This is a genomic window from Leifsonia sp. fls2-241-R2A-40a, from assembly GCF_030209575.1.
Classification (GTDB): domain Bacteria; phylum Actinomycetota; class Actinomycetes; order Actinomycetales; family Microbacteriaceae; genus Leifsonia.
Map to the genome: position 1 here is coordinate 38,656 of NZ_JARVRS010000001.1, position 20,158 is coordinate 58,813.

At 71.9% G+C, this 20,158-nt stretch carries 12 protein-coding genes; 4 read left to right on the top strand and 8 right to left on the bottom strand.

Going from position 1 to position 20,158, the window contains the following annotated elements; all coding sequences use genetic code 11:
* Positions 1-78: 78 nt before the first annotated feature.
* Complete coding sequence (locus QRN40_RS00220) at positions 79-1,218, top strand: ROK family transcriptional regulator (RefSeq protein WP_285113353.1); 1,140 nt, start codon at positions 79-81, stop codon at positions 1,216-1,218.
* Positions 1,219-1,249: 31 nt separating this feature from the next.
* Here QRN40_RS00220 and QRN40_RS00225 read toward each other — a convergent pair whose 3' ends face one another.
* From QRN40_RS00225 to QRN40_RS00240, 4 genes are all read right to left on the bottom strand, one after another.
* Positions 1,250-1,723: a hypothetical protein gene (locus QRN40_RS00225; protein ID WP_285113354.1), complete on the bottom strand. Its 474-nt coding sequence runs from the start codon at positions 1,721-1,723 to the stop codon at positions 1,250-1,252.
* On the bottom strand, positions 1,723-2,916 hold the full coding sequence (locus tag QRN40_RS00230; protein ID WP_285113356.1) for an ROK family transcriptional regulator: 1,194 nt from the start codon (positions 2,914-2,916) through the stop codon (positions 1,723-1,725). The genes QRN40_RS00225 and QRN40_RS00230 overlap by 1 nt, the downstream gene beginning before the upstream one ends.
* Positions 2,917-3,113: 197 nt before the next feature.
* On the bottom strand, positions 3,114-6,056 hold the full coding sequence (locus tag QRN40_RS00235) for a UPF0182 family membrane protein (RefSeq protein ID WP_285113358.1): 2,943 nt from the start codon (positions 6,054-6,056) through the stop codon (positions 3,114-3,116).
* 106 nt (positions 6,057-6,162) lie between these two features.
* Complete coding sequence (locus QRN40_RS00240) at positions 6,163-7,299, bottom strand: YlbL family protein (protein ID WP_285113360.1); 1,137 nt, start codon at positions 7,297-7,299, stop codon at positions 6,163-6,165.
* 207 nt (positions 7,300-7,506) lie between these two features.
* Between QRN40_RS00240 and QRN40_RS00245 the strand changes: the two genes are divergently transcribed.
* Both QRN40_RS00245 and QRN40_RS00250 read left to right on the top strand, forming a co-directional pair.
* Positions 7,507-8,856 (top strand): zinc-dependent metalloprotease, encoded by a 1,350-nt coding sequence (locus QRN40_RS00245; RefSeq protein ID WP_285113362.1) that lies wholly within the window; start codon positions 7,507-7,509, stop codon positions 8,854-8,856.
* Positions 8,857-8,956: 100 nt separating this feature from the next.
* A complete protein-coding gene (locus QRN40_RS00250) occupies positions 8,957-9,784 on the top strand; it encodes a hypothetical protein (protein WP_285113363.1) in 828 nt (275 codons plus the stop codon).
* On the opposite strand, the gene QRN40_RS00255 is transcribed toward QRN40_RS00250, so the two are convergent.
* Both QRN40_RS00255 and nudC read right to left on the bottom strand, forming a co-directional pair.
* Positions 9,729-11,495, bottom strand: coding sequence for an ATP-dependent helicase (locus QRN40_RS00255; RefSeq protein WP_285113366.1), 1,767 nt, complete (start codon positions 11,493-11,495; stop codon positions 9,729-9,731). The genes QRN40_RS00250 and QRN40_RS00255 overlap by 56 nt on opposite strands.
* Positions 11,492-12,511: an NAD(+) diphosphatase gene (gene nudC / locus QRN40_RS00260; protein ID WP_285113367.1), complete on the bottom strand. Its 1,020-nt coding sequence runs from the start codon at positions 12,509-12,511 to the stop codon at positions 11,492-11,494. Before nudC ends, QRN40_RS00255 begins: the two co-directional genes overlap by 4 nt.
* Before the next feature lie 60 nt (positions 12,512-12,571).
* On the opposite strand from nudC, the gene QRN40_RS00265 reads away from it, so the two are divergent.
* Positions 12,572-13,645 carry a phosphotransferase gene (locus tag QRN40_RS00265; protein ID WP_285113370.1) on the top strand — a complete coding sequence of 358 codons (1,074 nt, stop codon included), beginning with the start codon at positions 12,572-12,574 and terminating at the stop codon, positions 13,643-13,645.
* On the opposite strand, the gene QRN40_RS00270 is transcribed toward QRN40_RS00265, so the two are convergent.
* Complete coding sequence (locus QRN40_RS00270; RefSeq protein ID WP_285113372.1) at positions 13,576-16,950, bottom strand: ATP-dependent helicase; 3,375 nt, start codon at positions 16,948-16,950, stop codon at positions 13,576-13,578. The two genes, QRN40_RS00265 and QRN40_RS00270, sit on opposite strands and share 70 nt — an antisense overlap.
* Positions 16,947-20,096 carry an ATP-dependent helicase gene (locus QRN40_RS00275; RefSeq protein ID WP_285113374.1) on the bottom strand — a complete coding sequence of 1,050 codons (3,150 nt, stop codon included), beginning with the start codon at positions 20,094-20,096 and terminating at the stop codon, positions 16,947-16,949. Before QRN40_RS00275 ends, QRN40_RS00270 begins: the two co-directional genes overlap by 4 nt.
* Positions 20,097-20,158 lie beyond the last annotated feature (62 nt).

Below are 20,158 nucleotides of genomic sequence, written 5' to 3' on the forward strand. Positions count from 1 at the left end.
AGGATAGCCCGGCCCGGTGAACGGCGGAAGAACGCCCGTTCTGCGCGTGCCCGGTCGGCATTCGCTAGGGTCGGGGGCGTGGCAGAGGAGCACGGCAAGGCGACCCAGGGCGCCGTCAGGGAGCGGAACCTGACGACCGCGCTCCAGCTCGTCCTGTCCGGGAACGGGACGGCCACCCGGGCCGGCATCGCCCGGCGCACCGGCCTCACCAGCGCGACCGTCTCGTCCCTCCTGGCCGGGCTCATCGCCGACGGCCTCGTGATCGAGGGGCAGCTCGCCGAGAGCACCGGGGGCAAGCGCGCCACGACGCTGCGGATCGCCGCGGAGGACCACGTGGTGCTGTCCCTGATCGTGCAGCCCGGCCTCGTCCGCGGGGCCGTCGTCGACCTGCTCGGCAACGAGGTGAGCACGGTCAGCCAGCGGCCCGCTGCGCCCGGCTCCATCGAGGATGTGCGCTCGGTCTCCCGCCGTCTGGTGGCGGCCACGTCGGCCCGGGTGGTCGCCGTCGGGGTGCAGGTCCCCGGTATCGCGGACGGCAACCTGATCCGTGAATCCGTCCAGCTCGGCTGGACCGACGTCGACCTCTCCCGCGAGCTGTCCGGGATCGTGGACGCCCCGCTGCACCTCATCAACGACGCCGACGCCGAGGCGGTCGCCGACTCCACCGTCTCGGACGATTTCGGCGCGAACCAGCTGTTCGTCTCCCTGAGCACCGGGGTCGGAGCGGCCGTCATCATCGACGGCGAGGTGGTCGGCGGGGCGGCGCACCGCGCCGGTGAGATCGGGCACGTCCCGGTGCTGTTCGGCCCGGATGCGCCCCTGTGCGCGTGCGGCAACCGCGGGTGCCTGGAGGAGATCGTCTCGGTGACGAGCCTGCTCGGCCTCCCCCACGGCACCGACCTGGAAGCGCTCGACCTGGCGGCGCTCGCGGCGACGCCGGAGTCGCGCCGGCGGATCGCCGAGGGCGCCCGCGTGCTGGCCCGCGCACTGCTCCTCGTGGGCGCGGCCCTCGACGTGCCCAACATCGTGCTCGGCGGCGCCGCGCCACGGCTCGGCCCCGAGTTCATCGGGCATCTCCGCGCGGAAGCCGCACGGCATCCCGTCAAGGCGGCCATGCCGCTCGGGTTCCGGTACGCGCGGGTTGCTCAGGAGCACCCGTACCGTGGTGCCGCTCAGCACGCGCTCAAGTCGACCCTCGGGGTGACCTGGTCTCTGTGAGCAGGCGTCGCCGGGTTGGCCGGCGTGACGCTCAGCGGCCGGTCAGCAGCCCCAGCAGCGCGGCGCCGTGCGCGCGGTCGTGACCGAAGGTCGCGATGTCCGCGTACGGCGGAGCGGGCCGCTCCCCCACGTCGACGACGAGGACCGCGCGGCACGTCGCCCGCACCGCATCCACCACCAGGCGGGTCCAGCGTGACGCAGCGATGTCCGCGCCGACCACGATGACCGGAGTGGCCGTGGCGAGCACCAGGTCGGGGTCATCCGACGGGCCGACCGCCACCACCGGATTGGCCGACCAGGTGGACGCGGCGTCGCTCCCCGGCACGCCCCAGGCCTCTTGCAGGGTGTACCAGCGGGGAACGCCCAGCACGTCGTTGTCCACCGTCGCCAGCCGGACGACCGTGCAGCGGCCCTGGAACCGGCCCAGGGCCTCGCGGACGCCGGGCGCGAACCGGAAGGCCGTCGTCGCGTCGACGAATGCGGGAGCGTCCGCGAGCAACGTCATCAGGACACCCCCAGCTGTGCGGAGAGCACCATCACCACGCAGCCGCGGAGGACGATGTCGCGGCCGAGGCCCGTCATCCGGACGGTGACGCCCGAGTGGAAGCCCGCCATGGTGCGGTTGCGCAGGGTCTCGCGCAGAGCATCCAGAAGGATGCCGTCGAGCAGCTCCTCCGGACCGGCGAGGACGATCTCCGACAGGTTGAGCGCGCCGACGATCGGCGCCAGTGCCACGCCCAGCCGCTGACCGGCCTCGCGCAGCACAGGCTCCACCGGCTGGCCGGACGCTCGTGCGGCGGCGACCCGCGACTCCAGGCGCGGAACCGCGAGCCACGCCTCCAGGCAGCGCTCACGGTCGTACGGCGCTTCTGGCCCCGCGTCGGTCCCGACCATCACCTGGCCAATCTCGCCGGCGGCGAAGCGGCTGCCGAACACCAGCGCGCCGGCGACCAGGAGGCCCGAGCCGACACCGTGCCCGACCTTCACCAGCATCATGTCGCCCTCGGCGTCGGCGAAGCCGTGCTCGGCGAGAACGGCGACGTTCGCGTCGTTCGCGACGAACACCGGCAGCCCGGTGCGCTCGGCGACCAGGCGCTGCAGCGGCTCGTCCACCCAGCCGAGGTTGGGGGCGGCGGCCACCACGCCGTCCGCCTCCACGATGCCCGGAGAACCGATCCCGATGCCCAGGATGGGAGCGGTGGTGAGCGCGACCAGGCGGTCGACCAGAGAGAGGACTTTGGCGGTCGCCTCCGGGCCGCGGCTGCCGGCCAGCTCCACCTCGGCGGTGTGCAGGAGGTGACCGTCCATGTCGAGGACCGCCCCGCGGAACACGGCGTGCTCGCTGAGGTCGACGCCGATGATCTGCGTCGCGCTCCGGTTGACGTCGAGAAGGACGGCCGGCTTGCCCGGCCGGGCGTCGTCACGCTGACCGAGCTCGACGACGAGCCCCTCGGCGATCAGCTCCCCCACCAGATCCGAGATGGTGACCCGGGTGAGGCCGGTCGTCCGCGCCAGGTCGGCGCGACTCACCCGGCCCGAGCGGTAGAGCGACTGTAGGACGAGCGACCGGTTGTGGCCGCGCGCGTGCTCTGGCAGCACCTTGGTGCGCGGGCGGAGCGCACGTCCGGGCACCAGCCCGTGGTCGGCTGCGGAGGCGCGCTCGGGTGCTCCCGCGCGCTTGCCCAGATCGATCGACATGTTTGTTAGTAAAGCTGACAATCAAAGTCCTGGCAAGAGCGCGACGATGTTTCGTATGCGTTAGGCGCACTCGTGGGGCCTCGGATGCACATCCGCGGTGCGTCCGCGACGGGACTTCGCACGGTGCCCGAGCATAGAGACGGCCCGCGCGGAGAACCGCGCGGGCCGTCTGGCTCATGCCGTCGATACGGCAGGCATCACTTCGCGGCGGGCTTGCCCTCCGCTGCCACCGCGTCGGAGATCGCCTGCTGCAGGCGCTTCTGCGCCTCGCCGTACGCCTGCCAGTCGCCGGACTTCAGCGCCGCCTGGCTGTCGGACAGCGCCTGGTTGGCGCGCTGCAGCGCTTCCTGCAGAGCGGCGTTCCCCGCCGACGAGCCGCCGGTCGAGCCTCCGCCGGTCTGCTGGCCTCCCCCGGTGCCGCTGCCGGTCTGGCCGGTGCCACCCGTGGCGCCGCTGGACGGGACATTGTTGTCGCCCGCCGTGGCACCCGAGTCGCCGCCGAACAGCGCATCCAGAGCCTGGTCGAGCGTGTCCTCGAACTCGATCTTGTCGCCGAAGGCGACCAGCACCTTCTGCAGCAGCGGGTAGCTGGTCTCGCCCGACGACCGGACGTACACCGGCTGCACGTAGAGCAGACCGCCACCGACGGGCAGCGTCAGCAGGTTGCCGTTGATGACCTCCGATTTACCCTGGCGCAGCAGGTTCAGCTGCGTGGAGACGGTCGGATCGGAGTCGAACTGGTTCTGCATCTGGCCTGGACCGGGGATGCTGTCGCCGGACGGCAGTTGCAGGAGGCGCATCTTTCCGTACCCGGGAGAGATCTCGCCCTTGGTCGAGCCCGCATCGGCATCGACCGACAGGTAGCCCTTCAGCACCGAGCGACTGGACTCGCTCGTCCCCTGCGGGATGAAGGTCGAGTACAGCGAGAAGGCGGGCGCCGTCTGTCCCGGCATCTTCATCGTCAGGTAGTACGGCGGCTGAAGGGCCGGGTTGCTGGAGGGCGACGTCGGGTCGTTCGGCGTGGTCCAGGCGTCTTCGCGCGAGTAGAACGAACCCGGGTCGGTCACGTGGTACTGGCCGAGCACCGAGCGCTGCACCTTGAACAGGTCGGAGGGGTACCGCACGTGGCTCATCAGCTGGGCGCTCATGTCGCTCGCCGGCTTCACCGTCGAGGGGAAGACCTTCTGCCACGTCTTCAGCACCGGGTCGGAGGTGTCCCACGCGTAGAGGGTGACGGCGCCGCTGTACGCGTCGACCGTCGCCTTCACCGAGTTGCGGATGTAGTTGATGTCGTCGAAGGCGTACGCCGGCTTCGGGGTGTCCTTGTCGGCGGTCGCGTCGCTCAGACTGCCCACGTGCGAGTACGGGAACTGGTCGCTGGTCGTGTAGCCGTCGATGATCCACTTGACGCGGCCGTCGACGACCGCCGGGTAGGCCTGCGAGTCGAGCGTAAGGTACGGCGCCACCTTCTGGACGCGCTTGATCGGGTCGCGGTCGTAGAGGATCTGCGAGTTGCTGTTGACGGCGTCCGAGAGCACGATCTGCTCGTCCTGGAACTTCAGCGCGTAGACGAGCCGCTTGAAGATGTTGTCGAGCTTCGGCCCGCCGTTGCCGCTGAAGGTCGTGTAGGTCTGCTGTGCACCGTCGTCACCGCCGGGGTAGTCGAGCTCCACGGACTTGCTGTCCTTCGGCGCTCCGACGATCGAGTACGTGGGCGACTGCTCGCCGAAGTAGATGCGCGGCTGGTAGGTGCCTAGCGTGCCCGTGGTGGGGATGCCCGACTCCATGAAGACCGGCTGTCCATCGCTCGAGCGCTGGTTGCCGTAGGCCGCCACCAGGCCGTAGCCGTGGGTGTAGACGATGGTGTCGTTGAACCAGTTGCGAGCCGAGCCGAGCCCCGACTGCTGCAGCTCGCGCACGGCGACCACCGCATCCTGGAGCTGGCCGTTCTGCTTGTAGCGGTCGACGTTGAGCTTCTCGGGGAAGGCGTAGTACTGCCGGAACTGCTGCAGCTGGCGGAACGACGGCGAGACCACCGCAGGGTCGAGGATGCGGATCTGCGCGGTCGTCTGGGCGTCCTGCCGGAGAGCTCCCTGCTCGGCCGTCGTCTTCGCGTTGTACGGGATGGTCTCGATGTCGCTGAGGTCGTAGGCCTCGCGCGTGTAGTCGATGCCGCGCTGGACGTAGGGGGACTCGAGCGTCTTCTGGCTCGGGTCGACCTGGAAGCGCTGCACGACCCACGGGACGATCGCGCCGACCACGAGGGCTGCCACGATCAGGAGCGCCGTGCCCACCATCGGGAAGCGCCAGCGGCCGACGAATGCGGTCGCGATGAAGAGCAGGGCGACGAACACGGCGGCCCCGGCCAGGACAGCACGGCCCGGGATGGTGGCGTTAACGTCCGTATAGGCCGCGCCGTTGATCATGTCGTTGACGTTGGAGTCGGTCACGGTCGCGTACCGGTCGAGCCAGATGCTGATGCCCTGCAGCAGCAGGTAGAGCGCCGAGATGACGGAGATCTGGACGCGCGCCGCCCGCGAGATGCGCACCTCGCGGCCGCTCACACGGATCGAGCCGTACAGGTAGCAGGTCGCCAGTGTCGCGAGCAGCGAGATGAGCACGACGGCCGACGCGAAGCCGACCGCGCTGCGGTAGAACGGCAGCGCGAACAGGTAGAAGCCGATGTCGAGGTGGAACAGCGGGTCGGTCTTGCCGTACGCGGTCCCGTTCAGCCACATCGCCGCCGTCTGCCAGCGGCTCGCGGCCGAGACGCCCGCGAAGATGCCGAAGACGATCGGGATGCCGTACATCGCCAGACGGCGCAGCGGCTCGATGACCTGCTGGTACCGGTCGAGCTGCGAGTTGAGCTTCGCGTAGACCGGCCGCAGACGGTAGGCGAGCTGGATCGACAGCCACAGCGGGAGCGCCATGCCGAGGAACCCGATGAAGAACATGGCGATGCCGGCGAACCACTGGGTCGTCAGCACCTTGAGATACCCGAGCTGCGAGTACCAGAGGATGTCGGCGTACAGCCCGGCGAACACGAAGAACAGGATGACGACCGCGACGATCACCCCGAGAGTGATCCAGACGGCCGCGCGACGGCGGCCTGGGGGTCGAGCTGCTGCTGTTGAACTCACGTATGGCCCTCTTGGTCTCGCGTGGCGGGGATGAGAACCATCCTAGGCAGCCGACGCTTGGAGAACGCTGCGGTGTGGCTATGACCGCGCGCGCCGTGCCGTCGGATCAACCGGCGGGGCACGTGGGCAGGCCCGAGGTGCTCGCTCCGTCGCGCACGGCCTTCAGCACCTTGAGCGAGTCGTCCAGGGTCTTCACCGCGAACACCTTCAGCCCCGACGGGATGTGGCCCGTCACCTCGTCGCAGTTCGACGCCGGCGCGAGGAAGTAGCTCGCCTCTCCGGTGTCCCGAGCGGCGTACATCTTCTGCCGGATGCCCCCGATCGGCCCGATCTCCCCCGCGTTGTCGATCGTCCCGGTGCCCGCGATCCGCTTGCCGCCGGTGAGCGAGTCGGGGGTCAGCTTGTCCATGATCCCGAGGGCGAACATCTGGCCGGCGCTCGGGCCGCCCACGTTGTTCAACTGGATCTTGACGTCGAACGGAAAGGTGTAGTCCATCCCGGCGCCGATGCCCAGCACGACCTGGCCCTGCGACTCGATCGGGGTGATGGAGACGGTGGATGCCGCACCGTCGCGCACGATGCCGAGTTCGGCCGCCTTGTCCGTGCCGTTCTTCTTCACGGCCTCGCGGAGCGCATCCACGCTCGAGATCTTCTCGCCGTTCACCGACGTGATCTCGTCGCCGACCTTGAGCACCTCGGCGGCCGGCGTGCCCTTGATGAGCTGTTTCACGGCCACGTTCTCCGGGAAGGTGTACCCCAGCTCGCTGAGCGCCGCGGCGATCGCATCCTGCTGCGAGTCGACCATCAGCGCCGCGTTCTCGGCGTTCGACTGCTCGGTCGTCGTCCCGGGAGGGAAGACGGTCTCGAGCGGCAGGACGGCCTTGCTCGGCTGGAACCAGGCGCCGGCGATCTCCAGCCACGACGGGCGCTGCTCGGGGTTGCCGACCACCGACACGGTGAGCAGGTCGAGGGAGCCGGAGGTCGGATAGGTCTTCTCTCCGGAGATGGTGATGAGCGGCTTCGCATCGTCGCTCGGCGGCGCGCCGACCCTCTGGTCGGTGCCGAGGGTGTTGAACACGGGGCCCGGCTGCTCGATCACGAAGGGGGCCGGCACGAGCGCGAGCACGAGCGCCAGGACGATGGCGACGGCGATCGCCACCCAGCCGATGATGACGCGGCGCGGGGGCGCCACCTTCACGCGGTCCTGCTGCAGCGTCGGGTCCTCGTCGCTGTACAGAGTCACGGGGCCGTCCTCTCGATCTGTGTGCCGGCGGCGGTGGATGCGGCTCCCGGGCGTGTTCGCCACTGGCGCACGGCCCGGATGCGAGCATAGGCCAATTCTCACTCGCCTCCCCGGTGCCAGCGGCTAGCGTAGATGACAAGCCTGGAGCCGAGCCCGACGGCAGCTTCACCGGACGGCCGGCTCACTTCGAGAAGTAGGGACGCGACGATGGCCGACGACCAGAACGAGGAGCGGGACGACGACGAGTTCCGCGACATGCTGAACCAGTTCCTGTCGGGGAACGGCGCGTCGATCGACCCGAGCCGCCTCGCCGGCGCGGCCGGTCTGCCAAACGATCCCGCCAGCATCCAGGCCCTGCTCGGTCAGCTGCAGAACGCGCTGATGAACCCGGGCGGCGGCATCAACTGGGACATCGCGGAGCAGCAGGCGCGCCAGCTCGCCTCCGACGGCGGGCATGCGGTCACCCCGGCCGAGCGCGCCTCCCTCGACCAGGCCTTCCACGTCGCAGCGCTCTGGCTCGACCAGGCGACCGGTGTCGCCGGGCTCAGCGCCTCCCCCGAGCTCATCGGCCGTGCCGAGTGGGCGCGCCAGACGATGCCGCTATGGACCCAGCTGGCCGAGCCGGTGGCCCTGAGCATCTCCGACGCCCTGACGCGGGTGCTGGCCGAGCAGGCGCCGGAGGAGATGCAGGCGATGCTGCAGAACGCCGGCCAGGTCATGCGCTCCATCGGCGGCGCCCTGTTCGCCATGCAGCTCGGCCAGGTGGTCGGCCAGCTCTCGAAGGAGGTCGTCTCGGGCGGCGACATCGGCATCCCGCTGCTGCCGGACGGCGCCGCTGCACTCATCCCGCAGAACATCGCCGAGTTCGGCGACGGCCTCGACATCCCCGCCGACCAGATCCAGCTGTACCTGGCGGTGCGCGAGCTCGCGCACGCGCGCCTGTTCCGCCAGGCGAAGTGGCTGCGGCTGCAGCTGATCACCCAGATCACCGCCTTCGCCAAGGGCATCACCATCGACACCGATGCCCTGGAGTCGCTGGCGGAGAACTTCGACCCGTCGAACCCCGACGAGCTGCGCGAAGCCATGGTCAGCGGACGGCTCATCCCGCCACGGACGGAGGAGCAGCAGGAGGCGCTCGCGCGCCTGGAGACGGTGCTCGCCCTGGTCGAGGGCTGGGTCGACGTCGTGACGGCCAACGCCACGCGGCTGCTCCCCCGCGCCGACGCCATCGCCGAGACGGTGCGCCGTCGCCGGGCGTCCGGCGGCCCGGCGGAGTCGGCGTTCTCGACGCTGGTCGGTCTCGAGCTGCGGCCGCGCCGGCTGCGCGACGCCGCGGCCATGTGGCAGGCCGTGACCGAGGCCGTCGGGATGGACGCGCGCGACGACCTCTGGTCGCACCCGGACCTCCTGCCGCAGTCCTCCGACCTCGACGACCCGTCGGCCCTGGTGGCCCGGCTCACCGCAGCCGCGACCGGCCAGTTGCCGGAGCAGGATGCGCTCGACCAGGCGATCGAGGATCTGCTGCGCGACGACCGCGACCGGCCCACCGAAAGCTGACCCGGGCCTCACCTGCTGCTCCCGCATCCACAGGCCGGCTGCTTCGGGCCGGGCTGTGGAGAAGGGCCGATCGGGCGTCGGTGTCGTGCAGGATTCCGGAGTGACCCTGCTTCTTGATCCCCGCATCCAGCGCGTCTGGCGTACACCGCAGAGCCTGCAGTTCGGCGTCGACCGCGCCGTGCTGGTGCTCGACTCGGTCAGCGCGGCCGAAGAACGGATGCTGGCCGCCCTCGCCGCGGGAGTGACGCACGACGGGCTCCGTCTGATCGCCAGCCGCGCGGGAGCGCCGCCCGGGGCGGTGGAGGACCTGCTCGCGCTGGTCGCGCCGGTGCTCCGGAGCGCCGAACCTCCCCTGCCTCTGCCGACGCCGCTGGTGGTGCTGGACGGCGCCGGGGCGACGGCCGCGTCCGTCGCGCGGATGCTCGCAGAAGCGGGGGCGGACGTGCTCAGCGGGCTCCGCTGGTCGGATCCGGCGGTCGAGCGGGCCGACGCCGCGGTCATCGTCGCGTCCTACGCGGTCGCGCCGCAGCGGCACGTGCGGTGGCTGCGGCGCGATGTGCCGCACCTCGCCGTCGTGCTCAGCGACGCGGGTGTCACGGTCGGGCCGTTCGTGCATCCCGGCCGGGGGCCGTGCCTGCGGTGTCTCGACCTGCACCGGACGGATGCGGATGCGGCGTGGCCCGCGATGGCGACGCAGCTGCACTCTCTTCCGCCGCCGGGTGACGGGACGCCCACCGCGGTCGCGGCCGCAGCCCGGGCCGCCACCGCGGTCGCGGAGGTGCTCGCGCTGCCGACGGGTCGACGCGCCGACACGGGTCCGGCGCCGCCGGTCGCGGTCAGCTGGCGGCTCGAGCAGGGTGGAGCGGAGTGGGTCAGCCGGGCGTGGGATCCGCACCCGGAGTGCGGGTGCCTTGCGCTTCCCGGGTGAGCGCCGGCCGCAGTTCGGCGAGGAACCGGGACGGCTGGCGCAGGGAGGGACGCCCCGGCTGGTTGCCGCGCGCCGACCAGCTGAGGCGCAGGCGCCTGCGTGCCCGGGTGATGCCGACGTAGAGCAGGCGGCGTTCCTCATCCACCTGCTCGAACGTGCCCGCGTAGCTGATCGGGACGAGCCCCTCGCTCAGGCCGACCAGGTAGACCGAGGGCCACTCGAGTCCCTTCGCCGCGTGAAGCGTCGCCAGCGTCACGGCCGACATGGTCGGCTCGTGCTGACCCGCCTGCCGGGCGAGCAGTTCGTCGGTGAAGCCGCGCAGCGTCTGATTCGGCGGCTGCTCGTCGACCAATCCCATGATCGCGTTGAGCGACTCCCAGCGCTCCCGGACGGCGCCGCGGGCCTCCGGAGGCTGGACGGACCAGCCGAGCGACCGCAGCACGTCGCTGACAGACTTGAAGAGCGGGTCGTCGGTCGCAGCCAGGCTGGCCGCGCGCAGCGACATGACGGCCTGCCGCACCTCGGGCAGGTCGAAGAATCGCTTCGAGCCGCGGATCTGGTAGCTGATCCCCCGGTCGCCGAGCGCCTGTTCCAGCACCGCGGACTGGACGTTCACGCGGTAGAGGATCGCGATGTGCTCGGGCCGGGCGCCCGCCGCCAGCTCGGCGGCGATCTGTTCGGCGACGGCCCGGGCCTCGGCACGGTCGTCCTCGTACGCGGCGGGCTCGGGAACGACCGCATCCGTCCCGTCCGCGTGCCCGCCCGCCTCGGCCGGGCGCAGGGTCAGCGCACCGGACCGTCCGCGCATGAGCCGGTTCGCGGTGTCGATCACCGCGGGCGTGGAGCGATAGTTCTGCTCCAGCCGCAGCACGGTCGCACCGCGATACTCCCGCTCGAACCCGAGGAGGTACTCGCTGCGGGCTCCCGCGAACGAATAGATGGTCTGGCTGGCGTCGCCGACGACGCACAGGTCGTTGCGGGTGCCGAGCCACAGCTTCAGGAGCTGGTGCTGCAGCGGCGAGACGTCCTGGTACTCGTCCACCACGAAGAAGCGGTACTGCTCCCTCACCTGCAGCGCGACCGACGGCTCCGACTCGATCATCCCGGCGCAGGCGAGCAGCACATCCTCGAAGTCGATCTGCTTGCGCTCGTCCTTGAGGTCCTCGTAGCTCTGGAGCAGGTCGGCCACCTGCTGCTCGCTGAGCGACCCGGGAGTGGGACGGCCGGCGGCGGTGTACTGCTCGATGGTGAGGCCCGAGACCTTGCGCCACTCGACCTCCGCCGCGACATCGCGCAGCGTGGCGGTGTCCACCTTGACGCGGAGCCGCTCGGCCGCGTGTCCGAGCACGCGGCCCTTGCCGTCCAGCACCGACGGGAGCTGGCCGCCGACCACCTGGGGCCAGAAGTAGTTGAGCTGCGCGAGCGCGGCGGAGTGGAACGTGCGGGCGGAGACGCCGCCCGCGCCCAGCTGCCGCAGGCGGCCGCGCAGCTCGGCGGCCGCGCGCGCGGTGAAAGTCAGGGCCATCACGCGGTTCGGTGCGTACGCACCGGAGGCCACTCCATACGCGATCCGGTGCGTGATCGCGCGGGTCTTGCCCGTGCCGGCGCCGGCGAGGATGCAGACGGGGCCGAACAGCGCCTCCGCCGCCACCCGCTGCTGCGCATCCAGACCGGCCAGCAGAGCGTCCGGGCCGGACAGCGCGGTGCTCACGACGCGGGCGGCTCGTCGAGCGGGCCGCCGTACCAGTCCTCGATGAGGGCGCGCGCGATCGAGGAGCGCCCCGGCAGGATGATCTGCTCGCGCGCCTCCCACAGCTCCTCGCGGCTGAACCAGCGCACGTCGAGGATCTCCTCGCCGTCCGGGTCGAGTTCGTTCGCCGCCTGGTCGTGGGCGAGCCGGGCCGTCATCCCCACCATCACCGATGCGGGGAACGGCCAGGGCTGCGATCCCTTGTAGCGGGCGTCGGTGACGCGGATGCCGGCCTCCTCGAACATCTCGCGCTCCACGGCCGCCTCGAACGACTCCCCCGGCTCGACGAAGCCGGCGAGCAGCGAGTAGCGGGAGTTCTCCCACATGGCGTTGGAGCCGAGCAGCAGGCGGTCGTCGTCATCCAGCACGGTGACGATGACGGCGGGGTCGGTCCGCGGGAAGATCTCCGAGCCGTCCTCGAGGCAGCGGCGGACCCATCCCGCCTGCTCCACAACGGTCGGCGACCCGCAGCGCGGGCAGTTGGTGTGCGAGGCGTGCCAGTTCGCCATGGCGAGCGCCTCGGTGAACAGCCCGGCGTCGCGGTCGCTGAGCGCGGTCGCGACCGTGCGGAGGTTGCCCCAGCGGGCTTCGTCCGGTTCGAGCTCCTGCGCGGCGGCGTCCGTGAGCACGTGCAAGACGACGGGAGTGCCCGCGGGCTCACTGCCCGAGGCCACGGTGGTGCGGCCGAGATAGACGCGGATCAGCGCGGACGTCACTCGGTCCACCGGCAGCAGGTCGAGCTCGGCGGGACCGGCGTCCGGAGACGACCAGCCGTCGGCCGCCGGAGTCGCCGCCTCGACGCTCGCGGGAGTCAGCAGCGCGCGACCCTTCCACAACGCCAGCACCCGCGTCGTCGGCTCCTGCCACAGCTCGTCGAACAGCGCGGGACGCGAGCGCGCCGCGTGGTCACGGTCGGTCGCGTGCCGCGACAGCGGCAGAGCGGCGAGAGGCAGGGTGGGAGTCGGGGCGGACGACATCGAGGTCCTTTCGGGGCGTGGCGGACGGCCGTCGCAGGGAGGTCCAATTAGCCTAGGTGCATGGCCAGATCCCACTTCACTCTAGCCGCGCTGGCCACCTCGGCCGTCCCCGACCTCGACGTCTCGGGCGCCCGCAGCTTCAGCCACGGCGGCGCAGGCGACTTCGACTCCGCGCTGCTGACGACGCGGGACGGCTCCACGGTGATCGTGCGCGTGCCCACCTCCCAGATCGCCGAGACCGAGCAGAGCGCCGACCTCGTCGCGCTCCGCGCACTGACCACCGGCATCCGCAGCCGGCTGCCTTTCGACGTGCCCCGCTACCTCGGCCAGGCGCCGGTGGCCGGGACCCGCGCTGTCGTCTACGAGTTCCTCTCCGGTGAGCACATCGCCGTCGAGGAGGTGCCGCCGGGCGACGGCCTGGCCGGCTCCATCGGGCACGCCATCGCGGCCATCCACGCTCTTCCCACGGCGTTCGTCGGGGAGGCGGGACTGCCGGTGATGTCCGCGGCCGAGTGCCTGACCGCCGCGAACTCGGTGATCGAGTCCGCCGCATCCACCGGGCTGCTGCCCACGGCGCTGCGCGACCGGTGGCGGGATGCCGCGGCCGACCACTCCATCTGGCAGTTCCAGCCGACCGTCATCAACGGGTCGCTGACCGCCGACTCGTTCCTCGTCGATCGCGACGTCGTCACCGCTGTCCTCGGCTGGTCCGCGCTGCGGGTCGGGGATCCGGCGCGCGACCTGCACTGGCTGCTCGCCATGAACCCCGACGCGACCGACGGAGCGCTCGGAGCCTACGCATCCACCCGTCAGGTCGCGACCGACCGTCAGTTCACGCAGCGCGCCATGCTGTACGCGGAGCTCGAGGTCGCACGCTGGCTGCTCCACGGCCGTGAGGTCCGCGACCAGTCGATCGTCGACGACGCGGTCGAGATGCTCGACGGACTCGTGGATCGGGTGCACAGCAACTCGATGAACGCCCTGTCGACCGCGACCGGCCCGATCATGGCCGTCGGCGATGTCGAGGCCATGCTCGACCGCACCCCCGGTGACCGACCGGACGGCTACCGCCGCTCGGGCGGGATGAAGCCGGTGGCCGACGACCAGAGCGACGTCAGCTCCTCTTCGGCGTAGAGCCGCTCGGGCCGCACCACGCGGTCGTCGGCGACGAAGTAGAAGACGGCGTCGATGCGCTCCGGGTCGATGCCCGCGTAACGCGCGAACGCCAGCCGGTACAGCGCCAGCTGCAGCTGCTTGCGCTCGAGGTCTTCCGCGTCGCGCGGAGCCTTCCCCGTCTTCCAGTCGACGATCTGGAAGTCGTGGGCTCCGTCTTCTGCGCGGTACACCGCATCCAGCTTGCAGACCACGACCTGGCCGGCGAGCGTGATGTGGATCTCTAGCTCGACCTCTTCCGGACGCCGGCCCGACCATTCGCTCCGGTCGAACGTCGCCTTCAGCTCCTCGAACCGCTCCGCCTCGAGCACGTCGCCCGCGAGGTCGTCGGACTCGGCGGGGTGCGCGTCGAGCTCGTCGGCGGACCCCGCCAGGGTGCCGAAACGCGCCTCGACCCAGTGGTGGAACAGCGTCCCGAGGCGGGTCTGGCGGTACGGACGCTCGGGCATGGGGCGCCGCAGCGACGCGGCGACGGAGCCCGGGTCGCTCACGTAGTCCTTGAACCGGGACGCCGGGATGCGCGCGGGCAGCTCGACCAGACCCGCTTCCTGCGACTGGCGGGTGCGCTCGGCGAGCAGGAGGTCGAGGTCGCGCGCGTACACGCCGCCGTCGGCCGGGCCGCGCTCGCGCGCCCGGCGCACGGCCTCGGCCGCCGCCTCGACCCGGCTGCGGCGCGACCCGAGCGGCTCCAGCGGCCACATCACCGTCGCCGTGGTGAGCGCCAGCGGGTTCTCGTCGGGCTCGTCGCAGTCGGGGAACGCATCCTCGGGCAGCAGACCGGCCTGCTGAAGTTCGAGCAGGTATGCCCCCGGTCCCCGGGGCCGCGTCTGCGTCGACCAGTACGAGCCCGAGAGCAGCAGTCGCACCCTCGCTCGGGTGACCGCGACGTAGATCAGGCGGCGCTGCTCGTCGAGGTGCCGCGCCAGGTTCTCCGCTTCGAACTCCGCGATCGAATCGTTGACGTCCTTCTGCGACTCGGCCGTGCGCCAGGCGATGACCGGCAGCTCGGCCGAGTCTCCGCGGAACTCGTTGGGCAGCTGCCCGAACGCGAGCCAGCCCTTGCGGCTCTGCGGAGGCCCGGGGAGCTCGCCGTCGACCAGTCGCGGGACGGCCACGACGTCCCACTCCAGCCCCTTCGCGCCGTGGATGGTCAGGATCTGCACCGTGCCCGGCTCCGGCTCCTCGCTCCGCGGCGCCAGGTTGTCGCGCTGTTCGGCTTCGGCGAGCCAGGACAGGAAGGATCCCAGGGTGGCCTGGTCGTCGGCCGCGAGGTAGGAGGCGACCTGCTCGGCGAAGGCGTCGAGGCTGGCCTGCCCCAACTGAGCGGTCTCATTCGCGGCGACCTCGATGTCGAGCAGCAGCTCCTGCTGCACCAGGGTGACCAGGTCGAGCAGGTCGAGCCCGACGCGGGAGCGGAGGTGGTCGAGCCGCCGTCCGGCGTCGCGCATCCGCTCGAGGCCCTCCGGGCTGAATCCGGCCAGCCGGCCGTGCCCGTCGGGTGCTTCGACGACGAAGTCGAGCGCATCCACAAGGGAGGCGGACTCCTCCCCCGCGACCGACCGCCTCAGGCGGTCCCGCAGCTCCGGCTCGAGCCGCTGGAAGCGGTGGTCGCGCTCGGCGAGCCACGAGGCGACGTCCCGCAGGACGGCGATGTCCTTCGCTCCGACGCGCCACTTGGCGCCCGTCAGCAGGCGGATCAGTTCGGATCCCGCGGTCGGATCGTGCATGACCCGCAGCGCGCTGACGAGGTCGGCGATCACCGGCTGCTCCAGCAGCCCGCCCAGCCCGAGCACGTGATACGGGATGCCGTGCCGCGCGAGAGCAGCGGTGAACACGTCGATCTTCTTCAGGGACCGGCACAGCATCGCCGCGCTCGGCGGTGCGCCCGTGCCATCGCGCTCGCCGAGCCGTGCGCCGAGCCAGCGCGCGACCGTCTCGGCCTCGTCGGCGACCGTCTGCTCGAACACCGCCGACAGCTCGCCGGCCACCGCGCCCGGGCGGGGCTGCAGTTTCTCCACCGGCACGGGCGAGGCGGCCGTAAGAGGCGCGACCAGCACGTTGGCCGCATCCAGCACCCGGGTCGGGTTGCGCCAGCTGGTGCTGAGCGCGTACTCGTCCGCGGAGCCGTCGGCTCCGGCGCGCTCCCCGGTGAAGTCGGCGGAGAACCGGCCCAGGTTCGCGGCGCTCGCGCCGCGCCAGCCGTAGATCGACTGGTGCGGGTCGCCGACGGCCATCACCGGCCGGCCGGCGAACAGCGTGGAGAGGAGACGCGTCTGGACGACGGAGGTGTCCTGGTACTCATCGAGCAGCACCACGCGGTAGCGGCGCCGGTAGTCGGCGACCACCTCGGGCAACCGCTCGCAGACGCTCAGGGCGAGCGCCACCTGATCGGAGTACTCGACGAAGCCGCGGCGCCGCTTCTCGTCGGCGAACGCCCGCGCGAGATCGAGCAGCGGCGGAAGGGAGCCGACCGCTTCGACCGCCGAGCGGACGCTGGCGTACACCTCCTTGATCCGGCTGTTGCCGGTCGGCAGCTCGGCGATGCGGCCGAACTGCTCGACCATGCGTTCGACGTCGGAGGCATCGGCGACGTTCTCGCTGAGGGCCCTGCTGAGCGCGACGACCGCACTGGTCACGGCCTCGACTCCCCGGTCGAGTTCCACCAGGCGGTCGTCGGTGCTCGTCACGACGAGCCGGCGCGCGAGCTGCCAGGCCGACGCCTCGCTCAGGACCGCCGACTCCGGCTCCCGGCCGATCAGCAGCGCGTTCTCGCGGAAGATGGCGTTGGCGAAGGCGTTGTAGGTGGCGACCTCCGGGGCTTCGAAGGGGTCGAACTCCACCTCGGTCACACCCGAGGCGACGAGTTGCTCGATGCGCGTGCGGATGCGCCCGGCCAGCTCGCCCGCGGCCTTGCGGGTGAACGTCAGCCCGAGGATCTCGGGCACCCGGACGTGGCCGTTCGCGAGCAGCCAGACGACCCGGTTCGCCATGGTCTCCGTCTTGCCGCTGCCCGCACCCGCCACCACGATGGCCGGGCGCAGCGGCGCCTCGATGACCGCCTGCTGCTGGGGTGTCGGCGTCGGCAGCCCGAGGGCGTCCGCGATGGCCACCGCGCTGATGGCCCGCGCCGGGCGCCGGCGATCGTCGGAGGTCTCCGCCTCCTCCTCCGCCAGCGAGAACGCCTGCTCCACCAGGTCCAGCCCGGCCTGCTCGGTCGCCCACTCCAGGAGGCCCTCGTCGTCGACGTGCGTCGCTTCGTCGGTCATGCTCCCCCTCCCGCGCTCACCGCAGGCACCAGGTGGATGCGGTACTCGTACTTGCCGTGCGGGTCGCGTTCGCCGAGGTCGACCACGCCCGCGAATCCGGCGGCGGCCATCCCCTCCGCAGCGCGCGCGACGCGCTCGCGCAGCCGCTCCAGTCCCTCGTCGTCGACGCGATCCTGCGCGACCTCCCGGTAGCCCTTCCCGCGGACTCCCTTGGCGACGAAGAGCAGCTTCGCCCCGCCCGAGGGCAGTTCCGCCGCCTGCTCGATCACGCCGTGCTCCAGCGCGAGCTGGTAGGCGCCGAGTTGGGCGTGCTCCGCCGCCTCCGCGGCGGTCGGCGTGCGGTTGCCGGTCTTCAGGTCGACGATGACGACCGTCCCGTCGGGGGTGTGCTCGACCCGGTCGATGGTGCCGCGCACGAGCGCCCGACCGACGCGCAACTCGAACGCGCCCTCGGAACCGAGGAGCACCCCGCCGGCACGCTCGAAGTCGCGCAGGTACTCGGAGACGCCCGCGGTGAGCGTCCGCGTGCGGCGGCGCTCCTTCTCCTCCAGCCACGGGGACTCGAACGCCAGCTCGCCCCAGCGCCGCTCGATGCCCTGCCACAGTCGCTCGATGCTGAGGTCGCGTTCGTCGCTGGTGCTCGCCTCCTCCATCACGGCGTGGACGACGGTGCCGATCCCGGCGGCCAGGCCGCTCGGCGACGCGGCCATCGTGTCGATGAACCAGGCGAGCGGCGACTTCTCGAACGTCTCCAGCCGCGACGGCGACACCCGGACCATCGCCTCGGGGTCATCGAGGTCGACCAGCGGCTCGCTGGTCGACGGCTCGAGCAGTCCGTACCAGGACGCCGGATCGGCGCCCTCGACCTCGGCGTCCGCCAGGCGGGCGAGCGCCTCCGCCGCATCCGGCGCTCCCGTGGTCACCAGCCGGCGCCGCAGCCGGCCGACCATGCCGCGCAGGGACAGCGGATGGGCGCCGTCGTCCGGGTCGTCGAACGCGAGCTCGCCCGCGAGACGGAGGAACGGGGACGGCTGCTCGTCGTCGTTCGCCGTGGCGGTCAGGATGACCTGGCCGCGGGCCCGGGACACGGCGAGGGCGAACATCCGCAGCTCGTCGCCGAGCACCTCGGCCCGTTCGTCCTCCGTCTCGGTGGCCCGGCCCTCCACCGCGTCGGCGAGTTCCTGGGGATGCAGCAGCGAGCCGCGAAGTCGGAGGTTCGGCCACACGCTCTCCTGCAGGCCGGCGACCGCGACGACCTCGAACTCTTGGCCAATGGCAGCGCTCGGCGTGCAGACCAGCACGGCGTCGCCCGCGGTGCGGGCGGCGAGAGTGTCCTCCGGCACCTCCGCACCCAGCAGTTCAACGACGAAGTCGGAGGCCGGCCGCTCCGGGTAGCGCTCGACGAAGCGGCGCGCGGCGGTGAAGAGGGCGACCACGCCGTCCAAGTGGCGGTTCGCCTCGTCGGCGACGATGCCGGTGCGCTCCGAGTGCTCGAGCCAGCGCGCGGCCAGCCCGCTGCGCTCCCAGACGTGCCAGAGGAGTTCCTCGATGGAGGCCCCTGCCGCGGCCTTCTCGCGACCGGAGCGCAGGGTCTCCGCCAGGCGCCCCGCGCGCCGGGCGGGCGAGGCATCGATGGTGGCCAGATGGGCGGGATGCTGCAGCGCCTCCACGAGCAGTTCGTCGCCCGGGCGGTTGCCGTCGCCGGCGAGCTCCTCCTGGCGGAGCGCCAGCCGCAGGCGTCGCAGGCTGATGCTGTCGAGCCCGCCGAAAGGACCGAGCAGCAGCTCGGTGGCGACGAGCGGCGTGAGCTCGAGGGAACCCAGCTGGACGCCGGCGATGGTCACCAGCTGCCGTGCCGCGAAGTCGTCGCGCAGCGGCCGCCCGGCGATGCTGGTCGTGGTGGGCACCTCCGCGACCGCGAGGGCCCGCGAGAGCGCGGGCACGTGGGCGCCGGAGCGCACGATGACGGCCATGTCGCTCCACGGGACTCCGTCGAGCAGGTGCCGTTCCCGGAGTTTGCGCGCGAGCCGCGCCGCCTCGCTCGGCGCCGACACGGCGACGAGCCGAACCACCTCGGGACGGGTCTCCGCCTCCTCCGACGTAGGCTTCGGATCCGGCCGACCCGCTGCCGCCATGCGCTGCACCCCGGCCGCGGCCGCACCGATCCGCTCGGTGGCGCGCGCCGTGAGCTCACGGAGGGTCGGGGTCTGCCGGTGGGCGGTCGTCAGCACGAACCGCGACACCGGCACGCCGAGTCGTGCCTCGAGCTGCCCGAGCGCCGTGGCCTCGGCCCCGCGGAATGTGGTGGACGCGACGTCCGGATCGCCGAAGGCGACGACCGCGACGCCGCGCCGGGCGAGCGCGCGCAGCAGCGCGAGCGTCGCGACCGTCGCCTCCTGCAGGTCGTCGACGAACACGACCCGCAGCCGGTCGAGCGAGCTCCCGTCGCGGACGACGGTCACCGCCGACGCGATGAGTTCGGCGGAGTCGACGAAGCCGCCGCGGTAGCTGTCCACGACGAGCTGGTACTCGGCCATGAACCGCGCGGCCGCGCGCCATTCGTCGTGCCCCGTGATCGCACCGAGCTCGGAGAGGCGGGACGCCGAGACGCCCCTCTCTGCGCAGCGCGCCATCAGCTCGCGCAGCTCGGTCCGGAACCCACGGAGGGCACGCACCTCCTCCACCAGCGGCTCGGGCCAGACCGGACCGGATCCGTCCTCCATGTGGCCGCTGAGCAGTTCGGCGATGATCTGGTCCTGCTCGCCGCCGGTGAGCAACCGCGGCGGCTCGAGACCGTCGCGACGCGCGCGCTCCCCCACCAGCTGGAACGCGAGGGATGTCGCCGTGCGGGCGAGGGGGCCGTTCGTCGGCACGCCGAGTCGCAGCGCGACACGGTCGCGCAGGGCGGTGGCGGCCGTGCGGGAGGCGCTCAGAGCGAGCACCTCGTCCGTGCCGTAGCCCCGGTCGAGGACCCGCTCGGCCATCGCCTCGACCAGGGTGCTGGTCTTGCCCGTGCCCGGTGCGCCCAGCACTGCCGCGGAGGTGCCGTCCGGCAGCCCGAGCACCTCGGACTGGGCCGCGTCGAGCGCGACGGCGGTGGATGCGAGGGTGCCCGGAGCGCGCATCCGGAAGCCTCGAGCGATCATGCCTTTCACGCTATCGGCGTCCGCCGACAGAGAACGCGAGCGGGGGCCGCGAGCCGTGTGCC